Below are 18,231 nucleotides of genomic sequence, written 5' to 3'. Positions count from 1 at the left end.
TGTGAAACGGTTTTCGGAAAAGATGCGCGTTAAAACAAAAACTGAAAGCGTAAGGAGCGAATCTGAAAGATCGCGACGCGCTTTATTGCGTAAGAAAAACAGAGGCTTGGCATTATGGCATCCAGAAAACTCTTCCTCCTGCCCGGCGATGGCATCGGTCCTGAAGCGATGGCTGAGGTCCGCAAGATCATCGCTTTCCTCAATTCGGATCTCAATCTCGGATTTGAAACCGATGAAGGTCTGGTAGGCGGATGCGCCTATGACGCGCATGGGCAGGCCATTTCCGATGCCGATATGGAAAAGGCGCTGGTCTCGGACGCTGTTCTTTTCGGTGCCGTCGGCGGACCCAAATGGGACGATGTGCCCTATGAAGTGCGCCCGGAAGCAGGGCTTCTGCGCCTGCGCAAGGATATGGAACTCTATGCCAATCTGCGTCCGGCGATCTGCTATCCGGCGCTGGCGCATTCTTCCTCGCTCAAGCCCGAAGTGATCGAGGGTCTGGATATTCTCATCCTGCGCGAACTCACCGGCGGCGTCTATTTCGGTGAGCCCAAGGAAATCATCGATCTGGGCAATGGACAAAAACGCGGCATCGATACGCAGGTTTATGACACCTACGAAATCGAACGTATCGCCGATGTGGCTTTTGAACTTGCGCGCACGCGCCGCAATAAGGTCACGTCGATGGAAAAGCGCAATGTCATGAAATCGGGAGTGTTGTGGAATCAGGTCGTCACTGCCCGCCACAAGGAAAAACATTCGGACGTCGAGCTTGAGCACATGCTGGCCGATGCCGGTGGCATGCAGCTTGTGCGCTGGCCCAAGCAGTTCGACGTGATCGTAACTGACAATCTGTTTGGCGACATGCTTTCCGACGTTGCCGCCATGCTGACCGGCTCGCTGGGCATGCTGCCGTCCGCCTCGCTGGGGGCTGCGGATGCATTGACCGGCAAGCGCAAGGCGCTTTACGAGCCTGTGCATGGCTCCGCTCCCGATATTGCCGGCAAGGGCATTGCCAATCCGATCGCCATGATTGCATCGCTGGGCATGTGCCTGCGCTATTCGTTCAATCTGGTCGATGAAGCCGACCGTCTGGACAAGGCGATTGCGGCGGTGCTCGATGACGGCCTGCGCACGGCGGACATCTGGTCGGAAGGCACGACCCGCATCAGCACGTCGGAAATGGGCGATGCGATCCTTGCGAAGTTCAAGGCATTGGCGGCTTAGAATGCGTTTCGATCTGATAGGATCAGATCGGCGCTCCAAGCTTTTGTTCAAGAGAAGCGGTTCATCTCATCAGGAAGTGAGCCGCTTTACGCCGTTACGAAATCGACCAATATGCCAAAAAGAAGCAGCGCGATCAGGAAGAACTGAAAGCCGCGCTGCTTTATGCATATGGCGAATATTATGCCGACCGTTTCCACGGAGAACAATAAGGCGTCGCTCTTCATTTCCGTGTAGTCGCGCGCAACCAGATCGATTTTTATCTGGCTTAAAAACTCGATCAGATTGAGAAAGATGAAAAGCGAAAAGAACCAGGCTTTTCGTGAGAGGAAATATCTCTCATAGCCGCCATATTCCTTGACCTCATCCGGCGTCAGCGTCACGCAGACAAAGAACAGGCCGAATACGTAAAGAAGATCAAGAATATAGGTATAAACATCATATTGCTTGGCGCCGCTTTCCAGAAGATAGTTCCACCAGAACTGGATTATCCATAGAAAAACGACGAGAACCCATCCGATATGCATAGAAGAAATCGTATGCCGGGTGGGATGCTGCACGAATTTGGATGCAAAGATGAGCAGCCGCGACAGGCAAAGGCTGATACCCATGCCGTTGATAATTCTCATATGAGAGAAGGAATCGGCAAAGCTGATTGCGGCATCGACACTGGAAGCCAAATTGCACCTATAATCTGCCCGGAATGAATATCCTTGCCGAAAACCGTTTACATGTCGTGAACATGCATAAATCCCGCCCGGAAATGAAAGTTAAGCAGATTTTATGGCCCTGTCCGGTCTTTTCGTTGCAAAAGCTTAAAATATCGCAGTGACGACATGGGCCGATTGATTTATGTCGCTATGTGAACATTGAGACTCATCTCGAAAGCCCCCACCATGACCACACGTCTTTCCTTCGCGCGTGAGCGCATTAACGTTCTTCTTCTCGAAGGCATCAATCAGTCGGCTGTCGATTATTTCAAGTCGGCGGGCTATACGAATATCGTTCACATGCCAAAAGCTCTGGACAAGGCGGAACTGATCGAGGCGATTGCGTCCGCGCATATCATCGGCATTCGTTCGCGTACGCAGCTGACCGATGAAGTGTTCGAAGCCGCACAGCGGCTCATCGCCGTCGGTTGCTATTCGGTGGGAACCAATCAGGTCGATCTGAAAGCGGCGCGCAAACGCGGCATTCCCGTGTTCAATGCGCCTTTCTCCAATACGCGTTCGGTCGCGGAGCTGGTGATCGGCGAGATCATCATGCTGATGCGGCGCATTTTCCCGCGTTCCGTCAAGGCTCATGCGGGCGGGTGGGAGAAGTCGGCCATTGGCAGCCGCGAGGTGCGCGGCAAGACGCTCGGCATCGTCGGCTATGGCAATATCGGCTCGCAGGTAGGCAATCTCGCCGAAAGCCTGGGCATGAACGTGCGTTATTACGACACCACCGACAAGCTGCAATATGGCAATGTCATCCCGACCGAAACGCTCGATGAGCTGCTTGCCATTTCCGATGTGGTGAGCCTGCATGTGCCTTCAAACAAATCGACGGCCAAGATGATTACGGAAGCCCGGCTGCGCAAGATGAAGAAGGGGGCCTTCCTCATCAACAATGCGCGCGGCTCGGTGGTGGATCTGGATGCTCTGGCCCGCGCGCTCAATGACGGCCATCTGGCCGGTGCGGCCATCGACGTCTTCCCGACAGAGCCTGCTTCGAACAAGGACCCGTTCTCGACACCCTTGCAGGGGGTGGAGAATGTCATCCTCACGCCGCATATCGGCGGCTCGACCGAAGAGGCGCAGGAGCGCATCGGCACGGAAGTCGCCCGCAAGCTGGTGGAATATTCCGATGTCGGCTCCACGCTTGGCGCGGTCAATTTCCCGCAGGTGCAATTGCCGCCGCGTCCGACCGGCACGCGCTTCATGCATGTGCATGAAAACCGCCCCGGCATTCTCAATTCGCTGGTCAATATTTTCTCGTCGAACAATATCAATATTGTCAGCCAGTTTCTGCAGACGGACGGTGAAGTGGGCTATGTCGTGATCGAGGCCGACGCCATGGATGATTTCAGCGATGATGTGCTGCAGGCATTGCGCGAGATACCCGGAACCATCCGCACGCGTTTGCTTTACTGACGAAAGGGATTGGCCCATGTGATTTCCTCGGCGGTTTTCCTGCCGCGTGGGCCTTTTTGCGCCGATCTTGGGCGGGCTGCGCATAAAATGGGGAGAAATTATTGACTCTTTTTCTAAAGGGCTTAAAAGCGCAGACGGAAAAGGAGACTCTCTCGTGAACGCTGTCCGCGCATCACACAGCCAGTTGGGAATAAATGGCCTCGCCGCCATTCATTGTTCCTTGGCGACCGTTTCCAAAACCACCACGGCCACTTGCATTAAAACGACCACGAAAACGGTCTGATCCCTTGGCCTGCTCGCCCTCTCTCCCCGGGTCTGGCCCTGGGAAAAGGCCCGCTGGTCGGCGGGTTTATGGAAGCGGAGAGACAGGAGAAGACAGATGGGTTTTAAGGTAGCAATCGTCGGCGCCACCGGAAATGTCGGGCGCGAAATGCTCAATATTCTTGAAGAACGCGGCTTCCCCGCCGATGAGGTGGTAGCGCTTGCTTCGCGCCGCAGTCAGGGCACCGAAGTTTCCTATGGCGACAAGACGCTCAAGGTGAAGGCGCTCGATAATTACGACTTCTCCGATACCGACATCTGCCTCATGTCCGCTGGCGGTTCGATCTCGAAGGAATGGTCGCCGAAGATCGGCGCGCAGGGCTGCGTCGTCATCGATAATTCTTCGGCTTGGCGCTATGATGCCGATATTCCGCTGATCGTGCCGGAAGTAAACCCCGACGCCATCGAAGGTTTCCGCAAGAAGAACATCATCGCCAATCCGAACTGCTCGACCGCGCAGCTCGTCGTGGCGCTCAAGCCGCTGCACGATGCAGCTACGATCAAGCGCGTCGTCGTCTCCACCTATCAGTCGGTTTCGGGCGCGGGCAAGGAAGGCATGGACGAGCTGTTCGAGCAGTCGCGCGCTGTTTTTGTCGCCGATCCGATCTCCACGAAGAAGTTCACCAAGCGCATCGCCTTCAACGTCATTCCGCATATCGACAGCTTCATGGAAGATGGCTACACCAAGGAAGAATGGAAGGTGATGGCCGAAACCAAGAAGATGCTTGATCCCAAGATCAAGCTGACGGCGACGGCTGTGCGCGTGCCGGTCTTCATCGGCCATTCCGAGGCGGTGAATATCGAGTTTGAAAAGCCGATTTCGGCGGATGAAGCGCGTGAAATCCTGCGCGAAGCTCCCGGCTGCCTCGTCATCGATAAGCAGGAAGATGGCGGCTATATCACGCCTTATGAATCCGCTGGTGAAGATGCGACCTATATCAGCCGTATCCGCGAGGACATTACGGTCGAGAACGGGCTGGCGCTTTGGGTTGTCTCGGACAATCTTCGCAAGGGTGCTGCACTCAACACGATCCAGATTGCGGAACTTCTGATCGCGCGCGGTCTGATCACGCCAAAGGCTCTGGCAGCCTGAGCCATCACAAAACAAAAGCGCCGGGAACTCCGGCGCTTTTTTGCAATGTGATTATTCTGCTTGCGCTTCGATGGCTTCCATATCGTCATCGGAGAGACCGAAATGATGGCCGATCTCATGAATGAGGACATGGGTGATGATGTCGCCCAGCGTCTCTTCATGTTCGGCCCAGTAATCGAGAATTGCACGGCGATAAAGCGTTATCCGGTTCGGGCCGTCGCCGGTTTGCAGGCTGAAACGCTCGCCTATGCCGTTGCCCTCGAAAAGTCCCAGAAGATCGAACGGTGTTTCCAGCCCCATATCCTCAAGGATCTGTTCTTCGGGGAAATCGGCAATCTGGATGATAATATCGCCGCACAGCACACGAAATTCCTGCGGAAGATGCGCAAGCGCTTCGATCGCGATGGATTCGATTGCATCAAGCGACGGAGAGAGACGCTCTCCCCAGTCGCGGCTTTGATCTTCATGGGCCATTTCAGCCAACCGGGTGCTTATCAATGGTTCGGTCGCCGGGCTTCAGGCCAATGGTCAGGAACGGGATAAACCATTATGCCCAGGGACGCTCTTGAGCGTTTTTCGCTTCAAACGTATCGATATTATCGGCCTTTTCCATGGTCAGGCCAATATCGTCGAGGCCGTTGAGCAGGCAGTGACGCTTGAAATCATCGACGTCAAAGGAAATCGTGCCGCCATCGGGCCCGTGAATTTCCATGGTTTCCAGATCGATGGTCAGCGTCGCATTGGCGCCGCGCGAAGCATCATCCATCAGCTTTTCGAGATCTTCCGGGCTGACCTTGATCGGCAGAATGCCGTTCTTGAAGCAGTTATTATAGAAGATGTCGGCAAAGGAAGTCGAAATCACGCAGCGAATGCCGAAATCGAGCAAAGCCCATGGTGCGTGCTCACGCGAGGAACCGCAGCCGAAATTGTCGCCGGCGACCAGAATCTGCGCATTGCGATAGCCGGGCTTGTTGAGCACGAAGTCCGGGTTTTCGCTCCCGTCTTCATTGAAACGCATTTCAGCGAACAGTCCCTTGCTCAGACCCGTGCGCTTGATCGTCTTGAGATAATCTTTCGGAATAATCATGTCCGTATCGACATTGACGATCGGCAGGGGGGCGGCAACGCCCGTGAGCTTGGTGAACTTTTCCATGTCCGGAGCCTGTCAGTTTCGTATTTACAAGTTAGAACTGGTTTACATCAGCATGGCACAGAGTCAATCTTTGTGACCACAAGTGCCGAATAGGTCGCAACCTGAAAGGCACATGATAGCAATACCTGCCTGCTTGCGCCGCGCCATTATTCAGTGCACAAATCTCTCATGAAAACGCAGATCCGCCCCCGCCGTTCCGTCCTCTTCGTACCAGCCGCCAACCAGCGCGCGCTTGAAAAATCCCTGACGCTTTCCGCCGATTGCATCATTTACGATCTGGAGGATTCCATCGCACCTGAAGCCAAATCTGCGGCCCGCGCGACACTGGCAGCCCACCTGGCGGCAAATCCGCAAGTGGCATTCGAGCGCATCGTGCGGGTCAATGGGGCGGAAACGCCATGGGGCGGGGACGATCTGGCGGCGGCAGCAGAAATGCATATCGATGGCGTGTTGCTGCCAAAGGTAGAACGCCCGCAGGATGTGATCGATGCAGCCAGAGGGCTTGATCGCAACGATGCCGATCCGGCTATAGGTATCTGGGCGATGATTGAAACCGCGCGCGGAATTCTTAATGCCGATGAGATCGCGGTTCTTGGCCATCGTTCGGCGGCAAGGCTTGCCTGCTTTGTTGTCGGGCCAAACGATATAGCGCGCGAAACCGGCGTGCGGTCGCAGGCAGGAAGACCTTATTTGGTGCCGTGGCTCATGCAGATCATTCTGGCTGCGCGCGCTGGCGGACTGGCAGTGCTCGACGGGGTCTATAATGATTTTCGCGACCATGCCGGTTTTAAGGCCGAATGCGAGCAGGGTGCGGCCATGGGGTTTGACGGCAAGACGCTAATCCATCCGGGGCAGATCGAGGCTGCAAACCATGCCTTTTCACCTACCGAGGCAGAACTGGCCCATGCCCGCGCCGTGATCGATCTTTTTGCTCGCCCGGAAAACTCCGGCAAAGGTGTGGTTTCGCTCGATGGCCAGATGGTCGAGCGACTGCATCTGGAAATGGCCGAACGCCTGCTTGCAAAGGCGGGACTCACAACAAGGGAAAGAACACCATGAAGCTTTATCGATTCATTACCGGACCCGACGACTCCGCCTTTTGCCATCGGGTCACGGCGGCGCTCAACAAGGGCTGGCAGCTTTACGGCTCGCCCACCTATGCCTTCAATGCAGCCACCGGCGTGATGCAGTGTGGTCAGCCGGTGGTGAAGGAAGTGGACGGCGTGGATTATACGCCCGACATCAAGCTCGGCGAATATTGATCGAAAATTGGAAAAGGCCGGTTGCCCGGCCTTTCATTGTTTTTGCTGCACATCTTATCCGAAAAACGCTTCACACTTTTCGGGATGTGCTCTCACTCAACCCGCGCTTTTCGATCATCGCGTCGGGTGTCGGCATCTTACCACGAAACGCCTTGTAAAGCTCTTCCGGGTCGCGGCTGCCGCCAGCGGCATAAATATACTGGCGCAGCTTTGCAGCCAGTTCCGGATTGAACGCGTCGCCCGTCTCCTCGAAGGCCGCGAAAGCATCGGCATCGAGCACTTCCGACCACATATAGGAATAATAGCCGGCTGAATAACCATCACCCGAGAAGACATGGGTGAAATGCGGCGTGCGGTGGCGCATGATGATGGCATCGGGCATGGAAAGCTTTTGCAGCGTCGCCGCTTCAAAGGCGAGTGGATCGGCGATCTTCTCCTTGCCGGTATGGAAGGCCATGTCGACCAGCGCGGACGCGGTGAATTCCACCGTGTTGAAACCGGCATTGAAGGTCTGCGCCGCCAGCACCTTGTCGAGCAGCGCTTTCGGCATTGCTTCGCCGCTGCGATAATGCACGGCATATTTTTCGAGCACTTCCGGCACGGTCAGCCAGTGTTCATAAAGTTGTGACGGCAATTCCACGAAATCGCGCGAAACGGCGGTTCCCGCGACGGCAGGCCATGTGATGTCCGAAAGCAAACCATGCAGCGCATGGCCGAATTCGTGAAACAGCGTGCGCGCATCATCGAGCGAGAGCAGCGCCGGTTCGCCGGCTGCGGGCTTGGCGAAATTCATCACATTATAGATGATCGGCTGTTGCCCGCCATCGAGCTTATGACCCGATTGCAGCGAACTCATCCATGCGCCCGAGCGTTTCGACGTGCGGGCGAAATAATCCCCCAGAAACAGGCCGCGCTTGCTGCCATCTTCATTGAAAACCTGAAATACAAGCACATCGGGGTGCCAGGCTGTGATGCCCTTTTGCTCTTCAAAGCGGATGCCGAACAGGCGGTTGGCCACATCGAAGGCGGCTTCAATGATCTTTTCAAGTTGCAGATAGGGCTTTAGTTCCGCCTCATCGAAAGCGAAGCGTTCCGAGCGCAGTTTTTCGGCATAAAAACGCCAGTCCCATGGCGCGACCTTGTGATTGCCGCCTTCGGCTATGATCAGCCGTTCAAGCTCGGCTTCTTCCTCCGCAGCCTTCGCGCGGGCCTTGTCCCAGACCGGCTCCAGCAATTCCATTACGGCCTTGGGCGTTTTGGCCATGGTGTCGTCGAGCTTATAGGCGGCAAAATTGGCATAGCCCAGCAGATGCGCTTTGCGCTCGCGCAATTCGACCATTTCGCGCACAATCTCGCGATTGTCGGTCTCGCCGCCATTCTCGCCGCGTTTTGCCCATGCCTGAAAAGCGCGTTCGCGCAGATTGCGATTTTCCGAGAATGCGAGGAAAGGCTCAACGATGGAACGCGAGAGCGTGACCGCATAGGCATCGGGCTGGCCGCGTTGTGCAGCGGCGCTGCGCATGGCAGCACGCAGAAAATCCGGCAATCCGGCAAGTTCCGCCTCATCGGTGATGAAAAGCGCCCAGCCTGCTTCATCCTTGAGCACGTTCTGGCCAAAGCGCGCCCCCAGCCCGGCGAGCTTTTCGTTGATGGCTGCAAGTTCCGCCTTTCCGGTCTCATCGAGTTTTGCGCCGGAGCGGACAAAGCCTTTCCATGTCTTTTCCAGCACCCGCTTCGTCTCATGATCGAGATCGAGCATATCGCGGTTTTCGTAAAGCGCATCGATGCGGGCAAAAAGCGCCGGGTCCATCACGACGCGCGAATAATGCCGCGAAAGTTTGGGCGCGATTTCGCGCTCCAGCGCCTGAATGGCCTCATTGGTATGCGCGCCTGCACGCAGCCAGAAAACCGAGGACAGGCGGTCGAGCGCCTTTCCTGAAAGCTGCAGGCTTTTCAATGTATTGTTGATGGTCGGTTCGCTTGTCGTCTGTGCGATTGCCTCGACTTCCGCCAGATCCTGCGCCAGCGCCGCATCGAAGGCGGGGCCGAAATCCGTATCCTTGAATTTGGTGAAATCCGGCAGGCCGAGCGGTCCGTTCCATTCGGTCAGGGCGTGATTACAGGAAGGTTTTTCGGGCATGCGCAAACTCCGCTGGAATATCATTGCTCCAGACTTAGGATTTCAGCGCCCGACGGGCAAGGGTATGAGAATTGCTTCGTGTTCTGAGGGCAAAAAAATTGATGCCTGCTATGGCCGGGGGTTGACTTTGAGGACCAGCCAGCGCACATCAACCCCGCAGCCGGATTTTGCCGCAACTGCAATCTTCAACCGGAGTTTCAACTTCTTATGCCAAGCGACAGTCATAGTCGATTGTTTCAGCCGTCAAGGCAAATCGTGATCTGACCGCTTGTGGTCGGTTTGCACGGTCTGCCTTCGACGGCGGATCGACAGAAAGGCAAGCCTATGACCAACACCGACTTCTCCCCGGAAGTTCTTGATGTGGCCAATCTCCCTGCGGCTGCGATTGCAAGCCGTCTCGCTGATATTCGCACCGGCGATGCAGTCGAGATCGTCAATGAACTGGATGCCGATGATGCAATCGCTGTTATCGGCCAGCTCTCGCATGATGATGCGGTTCGTCTGCTTGACCAGCCCGAACTGGAACATGCAGCCGAAATCATCACGACCCTTTCCCCCGACCTTGCCTGCAAATTGCTGGACGGCATGTCGGCCGACCGCGCTACCGACGTTTTCCAGGAAATGGACGACGAACAGCGCGCCTATCTGTTTCCGCTGCTGGCGCCCGAAACCCGCACAGCGCTGAAAAAACTCATGGACTACCCGCCAAATACGGCCGGTAGCCTCATGACCATCGAATTCATCGCCGTGCCCTCGAACTGGAATGTCGGCCAGACGCTTGAGCATATCCGCAAGGTGGAACGCACGCGCGAGACGGTCTATGCCATCTATGTGCTCGATCCCAAGACCCGGGTTCTGCTGGGCGTGGTAAGCCTGCGCCGCCTGATCATCCGTGAGCCGTCCGAGCCGATCCTGTCGATTGCGCGCGACGATGAGCCGATCACCATTTCGGCGCAGACGAGCCGCGAGGATGTTGCGCGGCTGTTTCGCAAGCACGACCTGCTGGCGGTTCCGGTGGTGGACAGCAACCGGCACCTTATCGGTATCGTGACCGTTGACGATGTGCTCGACGCCATGACCGAGGAAGCCAGTGAGGATGCCTATCGTTTCGGCGGTATGGAAGCACTCGACAAGCCTTATATGCGCATCGGCTTTGGCGAGATGATCAGGAAGCGCGCGGGCTGGCTGGGTATTCTTTTCCTCGGCGAAATGCTGACCGCGAGCGCCATGCAGCATTTCGAACTACAGCTCGAAAAGGCGCTGGTGCTGACCTTGTTCATTCCGCTGATCATGTCTTCGGGCGGCAACTCCGGCTCGCAGGCGACATCGCTGATCATCCGCGCGCTCGCCTTGCAGGAAGTAAAGCTCAGGGACTGGTGGCGTGTCGCGCTGCGTGAAGTGCCCTCTGGTCTCGTGCTGGGCAGTTTTCTTGGCCTGATCGGCGTAATCCGTATCTTTGCCTGGCAGGTGCTGGGCATTTACGATTATGGCGAGCACTGGGTGCTCGTTGCGGCAACTATCGGCATGGCGCTGGTCTGTATCGTCACTTTCGGCTCGGTTACGGGATCGATGCTGCCTTTCATCCTGCAAAGGCTGGGCTTCGACCCGGCAAGCGCATCCGCACCATTTGTTGCGACGCTGGTTGATGTCACCGGACTGGTGATTTATTTCAGCGTGGCGATGCTGATCCTGTCTGGAACGCTCTTATAGGCGGATCTGACAAAAAACTGTCAGATTGACAGGATAAAACGCCATTAACAGGCTATTTGCCATAGAAATAAGGGGCGGTTTGACGCTGCCCCTTTCTAAAAGGCAAAAAAACCTGTAAGAGCGCCGCATTGCTTTTCCGCGCGAACACACAGGCGCGGCTCCCAACTCATACAGAAGTGATCCTGATATGGAATTGCGTAATATCGCCATTATCGCACACGTCGATCATGGCAAAACCACATTGGTCGATGAACTCCTCAAACAAGGCGGTTCGTTCCGTGAGAACCAGCGCGTTGCTGAACGCATGATGGATTCGGGTGACATCGAACGTGAACGCGGCATCACGATTCTGGCCAAGGCGACATCGGCGGTCTGGAAAGATACGCGTATCAATATCGTGGATACGCCGGGTCACGCCGATTTCGGCGGTGAGGTCGAGCGTATCCTGAGCATGGTCGACGGCGTTGTCGTTCTCGTCGACTCCGCCGAAGGGCCGATGCCGCAGACGAAATTCGTCGTCGGCAAGGCGCTCAAGCTCGGCCTGCGCCCCATCGTGGCCATCAACAAGATTGACCGCGCCGATGCGCGTCATCAGGAAGTGGTCAACGAAGTCTTTGATATGTTCGCAGCGCTCGATGCCAATGACGAACAGCTCGACTTCCCCATCCTTTATGGTTCGGGCCGCAACGGCTGGATGGCCGAAAATCCCGAAGGCCCGTCCGATCGCGGGCTGGCTCCGCTTTTTGAGCTGATCATCAAGCATGTTCCGGCACCGACCGTTGCCGAAGGCCCGTTCTCGATGATCGGCACCATTCTGGAAGCCGATCCGTTCCTCGGTCGCGTTATCACTGGTCGTATTCATTCGGGCACATTGAAGCCGAACCAGGCTGTCAAGGTTCTCAATCAGGAAGGCAAAGTGCTTGAAACCGGCCGTGTTTCCAAGATTCTTGCTTTCCGTGGTCTGGAGCGTACAGCGATTGAAGAAGGCATGGCAGGCGACATTGTTGCCATTGCCGGTCTTTCCAAAGGCACTGTTGCCGATACGTTCTGTGATCCTTCGATCAATGTGCCGATGAAGGCGCAGCCGATCGATCCGCCGACCGTGACCATGTCCTTTATCGTCAATGACAGCCCGCTGGCTGGCACGGAAGGCGATAAGGTGACGAGCCGCGTCATTCGTGATCGGCTGCTCAAGGAAGCGGAAGGCTCGGTTGCCCTCAAGATCGAGGAATCGGAAGACAAGGATTCGTTCTATGTTTCCGGTCGCGGTGAATTGCAGCTTGCGGTTCTGATCGAAAACATGCGCCGCGAAGGCTTTGAGCTTAGCATTTCGCGTCCGCGCGTCGTGTTGCAGAAAGCTGAAGACGGCACGATGCTTGAGCCCGTTGAAGAAGTCGTCATCGACGTCGATGAAGAATATTCCGGCACCGTTGTTCAGAAAATGTCTGAACGCAAGGCAGAAATGGTTGAGTTGCGTCCGTCCGGCGGCAACCGGGTTCGTCTGGTGTTTTATGCACCGACGCGCGGCCTGATCGGCTATCAGTCCGAACTGATGACCGATACGCGCGGAACCGCGATCATGAACCGCCTGTTCCACGAATATCAGCCGCATAAGGGCGAGATCGGCGGACGCAACAATGGCGTGCTGATTTCCAACGATCAGGGCGAGGCGGTCGCTTACGCCATGTTCAATCTGGAAGATCGCGGCCCGATGATCATCGACGCGGGCACGAAGGTCTATCAGGGCATGATCGTTGGCATTCATACCCGTGATAACGATCTGGAAGTGAACGTTCTCAAAGGCAAGAAGCTGACGAATATGCGCGCATCCGGCAAGGATGAGGCAGTCAAGCTGACGCCGCCGATCCGCATGACGCTGGAGCGTGCGCTGTCGTGGATTCAGGACGATGAACTGATGGAAGTGACGCCCAAGTCGATCCGCCTGCGCAAGCTCTACCTCGACCCGAACGACCGCAAGCGCTTCGAAAAGTCCCGCTCCAACGCGGCATAAATCAGAGCATTTCCAGCAAAAGTGTGAAGCGGTTTTGCGTCGGATAATGCGATAAATAAAAGCTTAGAGTGGTTCCGGCGATTTCGTATAAACAGGAACCACTCTAAAATAAAACGGCGCCTTCGGGCGCCGTTTCTTTTGTGGGTTAGAGCATGTCGCCCGAAAGTGGGAACCGGTTTCGGGATAACGACATGCGTAAAAACAACAACTTGAAGCGCAAGGAGTGAATCTGAAAGATCGCGACGCGCTTTAGCGTTCGCCACGCCTGTAGGGCTGCATGAGCGCCTGCGGAACGCGCGCTCGCCGCGCCATGACGGCCAGCGCCACAATCGACATGATATAGGGGATCATCAGGAAAAGCTGATAGGGCACCGCCTTGCCATAGACGGTTTGCAGACGAAGCTGGAACGCGTCGAAAAGAGCAAACAGCAATGCGCCGAAAAGCGCACGCGCTGGTCGCCATGAGGCAAAGACCACCAGCGCGATACAAACCCAGCCGCGCCCCTGCATCATGGTCGGGAAGAAACTGTTGAAGGCTGAAAGCGTAAGAAACGCCCCGCCGACCGCCATCAGCGCACTGCCGAACATGATGGTGAAGATGCGCACCCGGATCGGGTTGACGCCCTGCGCTTCGGCGGCATGCGGGTTTTCGCCGGTCATGCGGATGGCAAGGCCGAGCGGTGTGCGAAACAACATATACCCAAGCAAAAGGGCAAGCGGAATTGCAATCCATGTCAGCGCTGTCTGCGTTCCCAGTACCTGCCCGATAAAGGGAATCTCCGCAAGCCATGACGGATTGACCGGCTGAAACGGCACGATGGTCGGCGGCGTCGAGGATAGCGGCACCAGAAGGCGGAACAGAAAATAGGAGAGGCTCGATGCAAGAAGCGTGATGCCAAGCCCCACCACATGCTGCGACAGGCCGAGCGGAACGGTGAGGGCGGCATGGAGCAGGCCAAACAGCGCGCCCGATGCCGCCGCCGCCAGCACGCCCACCCACAAATCAGCGCCGTTATAGACGGTCAGCCAGCCGATCATCGCGCCGAAGGTCATGATGCCTTCGATGCCGAGATTGAGCACGCCCGCCCGTTCGCAAAAAAGCGCGCCAAGTGTGCCGAAAATCAGCGGTGTTGCAATGCGCAGAACCGAAACCCATAGGCCCGCCGAGAGCAGAATATCCATCAATTCGTTCATCGGGCGATCCTGTATTGGGTGAAGAACAGCGCGACCAGCATGGTGAGAAGTGACAGCGCCACGGTGACATCGGCGATGAAAGAGGGAATACCGATGGCGCGGCTCATGCCGTCAGCGCCGACAAACATGGCGGCGGCAAAAAGCGCGGAGAAGATTGCACCAATCGGATTGAGATTGGCGAGCATGGCAACAATGATGCCCGAATAGCCGAAACCGGGCGACAGATCGGTGGTGACATAGCCTTTGACGCCCATCACCTGCACTGCGCCCGCAAGACCGGCCAGACCACCGGAGATGCAGGCAACCTTGATCAAGGTGCGCCCCAGCGGAATGCCCGCAAAACGGGCCGCTTGAGGGTTAAGCCCCGCAGCTTTCGTTTCGAGGCCGAACACCGTATATTTTTGCACATAGGAGAGAATGATGGCCAGCGCGATAGCGATCAGCAGGCCGATATGCAGGCGCATGCCTGACATGATCTTGGGCAGCACAGCGGCATCGGGCACGGGTTCTGATTGCGGCCAGCCGAAGGCCAGCGGGTCTTTCATCGGCCCTTCGATCATCATTGAGACGAACAGCACGGCGACGAAATTCAACAGCAGGGTCGTGACCACTTCATCGACACCGAAACGCAAGCGCAGCCCAAGCGGGATGAGCAGGAACACCATTCCCGCAACAGCACCGGCAAGAAGCAGCATCGGGATCAGCAGGGGGGTGGGGAGTTGCAATTGCATACCCACAGCCACGACCGCGAGCGCACCCATATAGAGTTGTCCCTCGGCCCCGATATTCCACAGCCGCGAGCGGAAGGCAACGGCAGCGGCAAGTCCGGTCAACATCAAAGGTGTCGCGCGGGTCAGCGTTTCGCTGATCGAAAGGCGGTTGCCGAAAGCGCCGATAGCGATCTGGCGGAAGGATTCGAAAACCGGCGCGCCAGCGCTCGCAATCAGCAATCCGGCGAGGACGAAAGCAGTCAGAACGGCGATGACCGGCGCTGTCGTCACCAAAATCACGGGCCTTGTTTCGCGTCGTTCGATGCGCATCAATTCAGCCCTTTCGCGTCATTTAATTCAGCTCCTTGCCACTCACCAGCCATCATCAGCCCCAGCCTTTGCGCGTTTGCCATTTCCGCATCGATGGGCGGCGACAGGCGGCCTTTGACGATGGCCTGCACCCGGTCGGCAAGGCCGATGATTTCATCGAGATCTTCGGAAATGAGAAGGACCGCCGTTCCTTTGGCGCGCGCCTCCAATATTCGCTGGTGGATGGCTGCGACCGCCCCCTCATCAAGACCGCGCGTGGGCTGCGCGGCAATCAGAATATGCGGTGCGGTTTCAAGATTGCGGCCTAAAATGAGCTTTTGCATATTGCCGCCCGAAAGCAGGCGGATGCGGCTGTCGGGCGTGCCGCCGCGCACATCGAAACCCTTGATGATACGATCGGTAAATTCGCGGGCTGCATTTCGATTGACCAGCAGGCCATTGGAAAATTGCGGGTCGCGTATGCGCTCCAGTACGGCATTTTCCCATAATGTCAGATCGCCGATCGTGCCTTCCGCATTGCGGTCTTCGGGGATGCGCCCAACCCCTTGGGCTACGAAGCGGCGTGGGTCGAATTGCGCGACTTCCTGCCCGAACAGGGATAGCGCTCCGCTGGCAGGCTGGCTCAGGCCGGAAACAAGACGCCCAAGCGCTGCCTGCCCATTGCCGGAAACCCCGATAATACCCAGCGTCTCGCCTGCGCGAACGTGAAAATTGAGCTCGGACAGTCGGGCGATACCCTCTTCGATAAGGGTAACGTTGCGGCCTTCGAGCAGGATTTCCCCTGGCATTGCTGCGGCGCGTGCGGGGCGCGATACGCGGCGTCCGACCATGAGTTCGGCCAGTTCCTCCTTGGAGGTTTCATGCGCTTTTCGCTCCGCCACCAGCCTGCCGCCGCGCAGCACGACGATGCGGTCCGCCGCCGACATGACTTCATGCAGCTTGTGCGAAATGAAGATGAGCGAAAGCCCCTGCCGCGCCATTTCCTTCAGCGTCGCGAACAGCCCTTCGGCTTCCTGCGTGGTGAGAACGGCGGTCGGTTCATCGAGGATCAGAATATCGGCGTCATTATAAAGCGCCTTGAGAATTTCGACGCGCTGCTGCTCGCCGACAGAAAGGTCGCCCAGTCGCGCATCGGGATCGACCTTGAGGCCGAAACGCTCGGCAATCCGGGCAATTTTCGCGTGCGCTCCGGCGCGGTCAGATTTCAGCTTCCACAGGCTTTCCGTCCCGGTGATGATGTTTTCCAGAACGGTGAGATTGGGCGCAAGCGTGAAATGCTGGTGCACCATGCCCACACCTGCATCGATGGCCGCGCGCGGTTTGCCTTGCGGAATTTCCGCTCCCTTCACAAAGACGCGGCCTTCATCGGGCACATAATGGCCGAAGAGAATATTCATCAGTGTGGTCTTGCCAGCGCCGTTTTCGCCAAGGAAAGCGAGGATTTCGCCGCGTTCGAGCTTGAGCGAAATATCATCATTGGCGGTCAGTGCGCCAAAGCGCTTGGTGATGTTTTGCAGTTCGAGAACTGTGCTGCTCATTGGTTCAACCCCGCTACGGGAAATTTGTGCTGCCAGCGTTGGTCTTCCTCCAGCCGTCCGCCCAGTGCTAGAAGCATCCTGTCGGCACCCATCGGGGCCATAAGCTGGATGGCAAGCGGCAGGCCCGCCGCATCCTCGCCAAAGGGAAGTGAAAGCGCCGGAAAGCCGGAAATATTGCCTAAGCTCGCATAGGGCGCAAAGGCGGTCATTTTGCGCCAATGCGCTTCCACGTCATTGTGGTCCATCGGGAAAGAACCAAGCGGAAGCGGCGCGCGGCCAAGCATCGGCATTATCAGCACATCAATGTCGTGGAAAATCTGCCAGAGGCTATGGGTGGCGGCGACTGCACCATTCATCGCCTCGTAAAGTGTCGTTGCATTGAAGTTGCGACCCCGCTCGGCCACGGCATACGTTAACGGTTCGAGCTTGTCTTCATCAAGCGCGAGTGCCGCGACCGCGCAAGCGAGATTGACCGAAATGATGCGGTCGAAAGCAAGCGCACTGGCAGCGACCAGCGGCGCTAAGCTCTCTGCATCGATTTCGCTGATGGTGTGTCCCTGCGCCTCCAGAAAGCGCGCCGCACCGGCAACGGTCTGCATGCGTTCGGACGCAATAGGCCAGTCGGCCAGATCGCCGGTGATGATGCCAATGCGAAGATGTTGCGGCAGTTTGCCTGCGGCCAGTTCGGGATCAGGAAGAAAACCTTCCGCCTTGCCTGCAAGCAGCGGAAAAAGGGTGGCGGCATCGCGAACCGAGCGGCAAAGCGCGAATTCGCTGGCAATTCCCGCCAGATAATTGCCAAAATGCGGACCCGACGGCATGGCGCCACGGCTGGGTTTGAGGCCGACAAGGCCGCAAGTTGCAGCAGGCACGCGGATGGAGCCACCTGCATCGGTCGCATGGGCTATGGCGACGATGCCGCGCGCTACGGCGGATGCCGCACCACCGGAAGAGCCTGCGGGCGAGAGTGTTTCGTCAAAGGGGTGGCGCGCAATCGGGCCGCTTGCCGGTTCGCTGGCCAGCGCAAGGCCAAATTCCGGCACGGTCGTTGTGCCAAAGAAATTCAGCCCCGCTTCGCGCAGCCGATGGGCAAGTTCTGAATCGAGTTGCGGCGAGGCATTTGCAAATGCGCGCGAGCCAAGCCGGATCGGCAGGCCCGCACAGGGGCCACCCAGATCCTTGAACAGCGCGGGAACGCCTGCGAAGGGGGCATTTCGTGCATGAGAGCGGGCCGCATTGGCGCGGCCCAGTTCTGCATCAAGATGGGCAATCGCGCCCAGCGATTGCCATTTTTCTGCGGCGGCAAGGGCGGCTTCCATGGCTTCACCGGCAGTCAGGTCGCCATTGCCAATCGCCTGGGCGAGCGCGGTCGCGTCCTGCTGCTTCATATCATTCGCCATATCTGTGCCG

At 57.1% G+C, this 18,231-nt stretch carries 16 protein-coding genes; 8 read left to right on the top strand and 8 right to left on the bottom strand.

Features of this window, described 5'->3' with window-relative positions; all coding sequences use genetic code 11:
- Positions 1–114: 114 nt before the first annotated feature.
- On the top strand, positions 115–1,227 hold the full coding sequence (leuB, locus tag DKP76_RS12270; protein ID WP_109707047.1) for a 3-isopropylmalate dehydrogenase: 1,113 nt from the start codon (positions 115–117) through the stop codon (positions 1,225–1,227).
- Positions 1,228–1,313: 86 nt separating this feature from the next.
- Here the strand turns inward: leuB and DKP76_RS12265 are convergent, their stop codons facing one another.
- Complete coding sequence (locus DKP76_RS12265; protein ID WP_109707045.1) at positions 1,314–1,904, bottom strand: hypothetical protein; 591 nt, start codon at positions 1,902–1,904, stop codon at positions 1,314–1,316.
- A gap of 216 nt (positions 1,905–2,120) precedes the next feature.
- Here DKP76_RS12265 and serA point away from each other — a divergent pair, with 216 nt between their 5' ends.
- On the top strand, positions 2,121–3,359 hold the full coding sequence (gene serA, locus DKP76_RS12260) for a phosphoglycerate dehydrogenase (RefSeq protein WP_109707043.1): 1,239 nt from the start codon (positions 2,121–2,123) through the stop codon (positions 3,357–3,359).
- Positions 3,360–3,738: 379 nt separating this feature from the next.
- Positions 3,739–4,773, top strand: coding sequence for an aspartate-semialdehyde dehydrogenase (locus DKP76_RS12255; RefSeq protein ID WP_109707041.1), 1,035 nt, complete (start codon positions 3,739–3,741; stop codon positions 4,771–4,773).
- Positions 4,774–4,824: 51 nt separating this feature from the next.
- Here the strand turns inward: DKP76_RS12255 and DKP76_RS12250 are convergent, their stop codons facing one another.
- Positions 4,825–5,247 carry a metallopeptidase family protein gene (locus DKP76_RS12250; RefSeq protein ID WP_109707039.1) on the bottom strand — a complete coding sequence of 141 codons (423 nt, stop codon included), beginning with the start codon at positions 5,245–5,247 and terminating at the stop codon, positions 4,825–4,827.
- A gap of 73 nt (positions 5,248–5,320) precedes the next feature.
- Complete coding sequence (gene leuD, locus DKP76_RS12245; RefSeq protein ID WP_109707037.1) at positions 5,321–5,926, bottom strand: 3-isopropylmalate dehydratase small subunit; 606 nt, start codon at positions 5,924–5,926, stop codon at positions 5,321–5,323.
- Positions 5,927–6,094: 168 nt separating this feature from the next.
- Between leuD and DKP76_RS12240 the strand changes: the two genes are divergently transcribed.
- Together DKP76_RS12240 and DKP76_RS12235 are read left to right on the top strand one after the other, a co-directional pair.
- Positions 6,095–6,985, top strand: a complete 891-nt coding sequence (locus DKP76_RS12240) for an HpcH/HpaI aldolase/citrate lyase family protein (RefSeq protein WP_109707035.1) — start codon at positions 6,095–6,097, stop codon at positions 6,983–6,985.
- Positions 6,982–7,188: a DUF1737 domain-containing protein gene (locus DKP76_RS12235; RefSeq protein WP_078336905.1), complete on the top strand. Its 207-nt coding sequence runs from the start codon at positions 6,982–6,984 to the stop codon at positions 7,186–7,188. Before DKP76_RS12240 ends, DKP76_RS12235 begins: the two co-directional genes overlap by 4 nt.
- Positions 7,189–7,258: 70 nt before the next feature.
- On the opposite strand, the gene DKP76_RS12230 is transcribed toward DKP76_RS12235, so the two are convergent.
- On the bottom strand, positions 7,259–9,328 hold the full coding sequence (locus DKP76_RS12230; RefSeq protein ID WP_109707033.1) for a M3 family metallopeptidase: 2,070 nt from the start codon (positions 9,326–9,328) through the stop codon (positions 7,259–7,261).
- Between DKP76_RS12230 and DKP76_RS19615 the strand changes: the two genes are divergently transcribed.
- The 3 genes from DKP76_RS19615 (at position 9,327) to typA (ending at position 13,049) form a co-directional block, all read left to right on the top strand.
- Positions 9,327–9,587, top strand: a complete 261-nt coding sequence (locus tag DKP76_RS19615; protein ID WP_245410221.1) for a hypothetical protein — start codon at positions 9,327–9,329, stop codon at positions 9,585–9,587. The genes DKP76_RS12230 and DKP76_RS19615 overlap by 2 nt on opposite strands.
- A gap of 65 nt (positions 9,588–9,652) precedes the next feature.
- Positions 9,653–11,038: a magnesium transporter gene (gene mgtE, locus DKP76_RS12220; protein ID WP_109707031.1), complete on the top strand. Its 1,386-nt coding sequence runs from the start codon at positions 9,653–9,655 to the stop codon at positions 11,036–11,038.
- A 187-nt stretch (positions 11,039–11,225) separates the two neighbouring features.
- Positions 11,226–13,049 (top strand): translational GTPase TypA, encoded by a 1,824-nt coding sequence (gene typA / locus DKP76_RS12215; RefSeq protein WP_109707029.1) that lies wholly within the window; start codon positions 11,226–11,228, stop codon positions 13,047–13,049.
- Between the two features lie 249 nt (positions 13,050–13,298).
- Here typA and DKP76_RS12210 read toward each other — a convergent pair whose 3' ends face one another.
- From DKP76_RS12210 to DKP76_RS12195, 4 genes are read right to left on the bottom strand one after another with little or no spacing between them, the layout of a single operon-like run.
- Positions 13,299–14,243, bottom strand: a complete 945-nt coding sequence (locus DKP76_RS12210; RefSeq protein WP_109707027.1) for an ABC transporter permease — start codon at positions 14,241–14,243, stop codon at positions 13,299–13,301.
- Positions 14,240–15,283 carry an ABC transporter permease gene (locus DKP76_RS12205; protein WP_109707025.1) on the bottom strand — a complete coding sequence of 348 codons (1,044 nt, stop codon included), beginning with the start codon at positions 15,281–15,283 and terminating at the stop codon, positions 14,240–14,242. Before DKP76_RS12205 ends, DKP76_RS12210 begins: the two co-directional genes overlap by 4 nt.
- Positions 15,283–16,821 (bottom strand): ABC transporter ATP-binding protein, encoded by a 1,539-nt coding sequence (locus tag DKP76_RS12200; protein ID WP_109707023.1) that lies wholly within the window; start codon positions 16,819–16,821, stop codon positions 15,283–15,285. The genes DKP76_RS12205 and DKP76_RS12200 overlap by 1 nt, the downstream gene beginning before the upstream one ends.
- On the bottom strand, positions 16,818–18,221 hold the full coding sequence (locus tag DKP76_RS12195; protein WP_109707022.1) for an amidase: 1,404 nt from the start codon (positions 18,219–18,221) through the stop codon (positions 16,818–16,820). The genes DKP76_RS12200 and DKP76_RS12195 overlap by 4 nt, the downstream gene beginning before the upstream one ends.
- Between the last annotated feature and the right edge of the window lie 10 nt (positions 18,222–18,231).

The sequence above is a fragment of the Falsochrobactrum shanghaiense genome (assembly GCF_003149535.1).
Lineage (GTDB): Bacteria > Pseudomonadota > Alphaproteobacteria > Rhizobiales > Rhizobiaceae > Brucella > Brucella shanghaiense.
The sequence above is the reverse complement of the archived record's forward strand: the minus strand, read 5'-3'. Positions and strand labels throughout refer to the sequence as shown.

Bases quoted from the DNA above. Each gene is read 5' to 3' on its own strand.
- DKP76_RS12240 (WP_109707035.1), top strand. From the start codon at position 6,095: ATGAAAACGCAGATCCGCCCCCGCCGTTCCGTCCTCTTCGTACCAGCC.
- DKP76_RS19615 (WP_245410221.1), top strand. From the start codon at position 9,327: ATGCGCAAACTCCGCTGGAATATCATTGCTCCAGACTTAGGATTTCAG.
- leuD (WP_109707037.1), bottom strand. From the start codon at position 5,926: ATGGAAAAGTTCACCAAGCTCACGGGCGTTGCCGCCCCCCTGCCGATC.
- mgtE (WP_109707031.1), top strand. From the start codon at position 9,653: ATGACCAACACCGACTTCTCCCCGGAAGTTCTTGATGTGGCCAATCTC.
- DKP76_RS12205 (WP_109707025.1), bottom strand. From the start codon at position 15,283: ATGCGCATCGAACGACGCGAAACAAGGCCCGTGATTTTGGTGACGACA.
- DKP76_RS12210 (WP_109707027.1), bottom strand. From the start codon at position 14,243: ATGAACGAATTGATGGATATTCTGCTCTCGGCGGGCCTATGGGTTTCG.
- DKP76_RS12195 (WP_109707022.1), bottom strand. From the start codon at position 18,221: ATGGCGAATGATATGAAGCAGCAGGACGCGACCGCGCTCGCCCAGGCG.
- DKP76_RS12235 (WP_078336905.1), top strand. From the start codon at position 6,982: ATGAAGCTTTATCGATTCATTACCGGACCCGACGACTCCGCCTTTTGC.
- leuB (WP_109707047.1), top strand. From the start codon at position 115: ATGGCATCCAGAAAACTCTTCCTCCTGCCCGGCGATGGCATCGGTCCT.
- serA (WP_109707043.1), top strand. From the start codon at position 2,121: ATGACCACACGTCTTTCCTTCGCGCGTGAGCGCATTAACGTTCTTCTT.
- DKP76_RS12250 (WP_109707039.1), bottom strand. From the start codon at position 5,247: ATGGCCCATGAAGATCAAAGCCGCGACTGGGGAGAGCGTCTCTCTCCG.
- DKP76_RS12200 (WP_109707023.1), bottom strand. From the start codon at position 16,821: ATGAGCAGCACAGTTCTCGAACTGCAAAACATCACCAAGCGCTTTGGC.
- DKP76_RS12230 (WP_109707033.1), bottom strand. From the start codon at position 9,328: ATGCCCGAAAAACCTTCCTGTAATCACGCCCTGACCGAATGGAACGGA.
- DKP76_RS12255 (WP_109707041.1), top strand. From the start codon at position 3,739: ATGGGTTTTAAGGTAGCAATCGTCGGCGCCACCGGAAATGTCGGGCGC.
- typA (WP_109707029.1), top strand. From the start codon at position 11,226: ATGGAATTGCGTAATATCGCCATTATCGCACACGTCGATCATGGCAAA.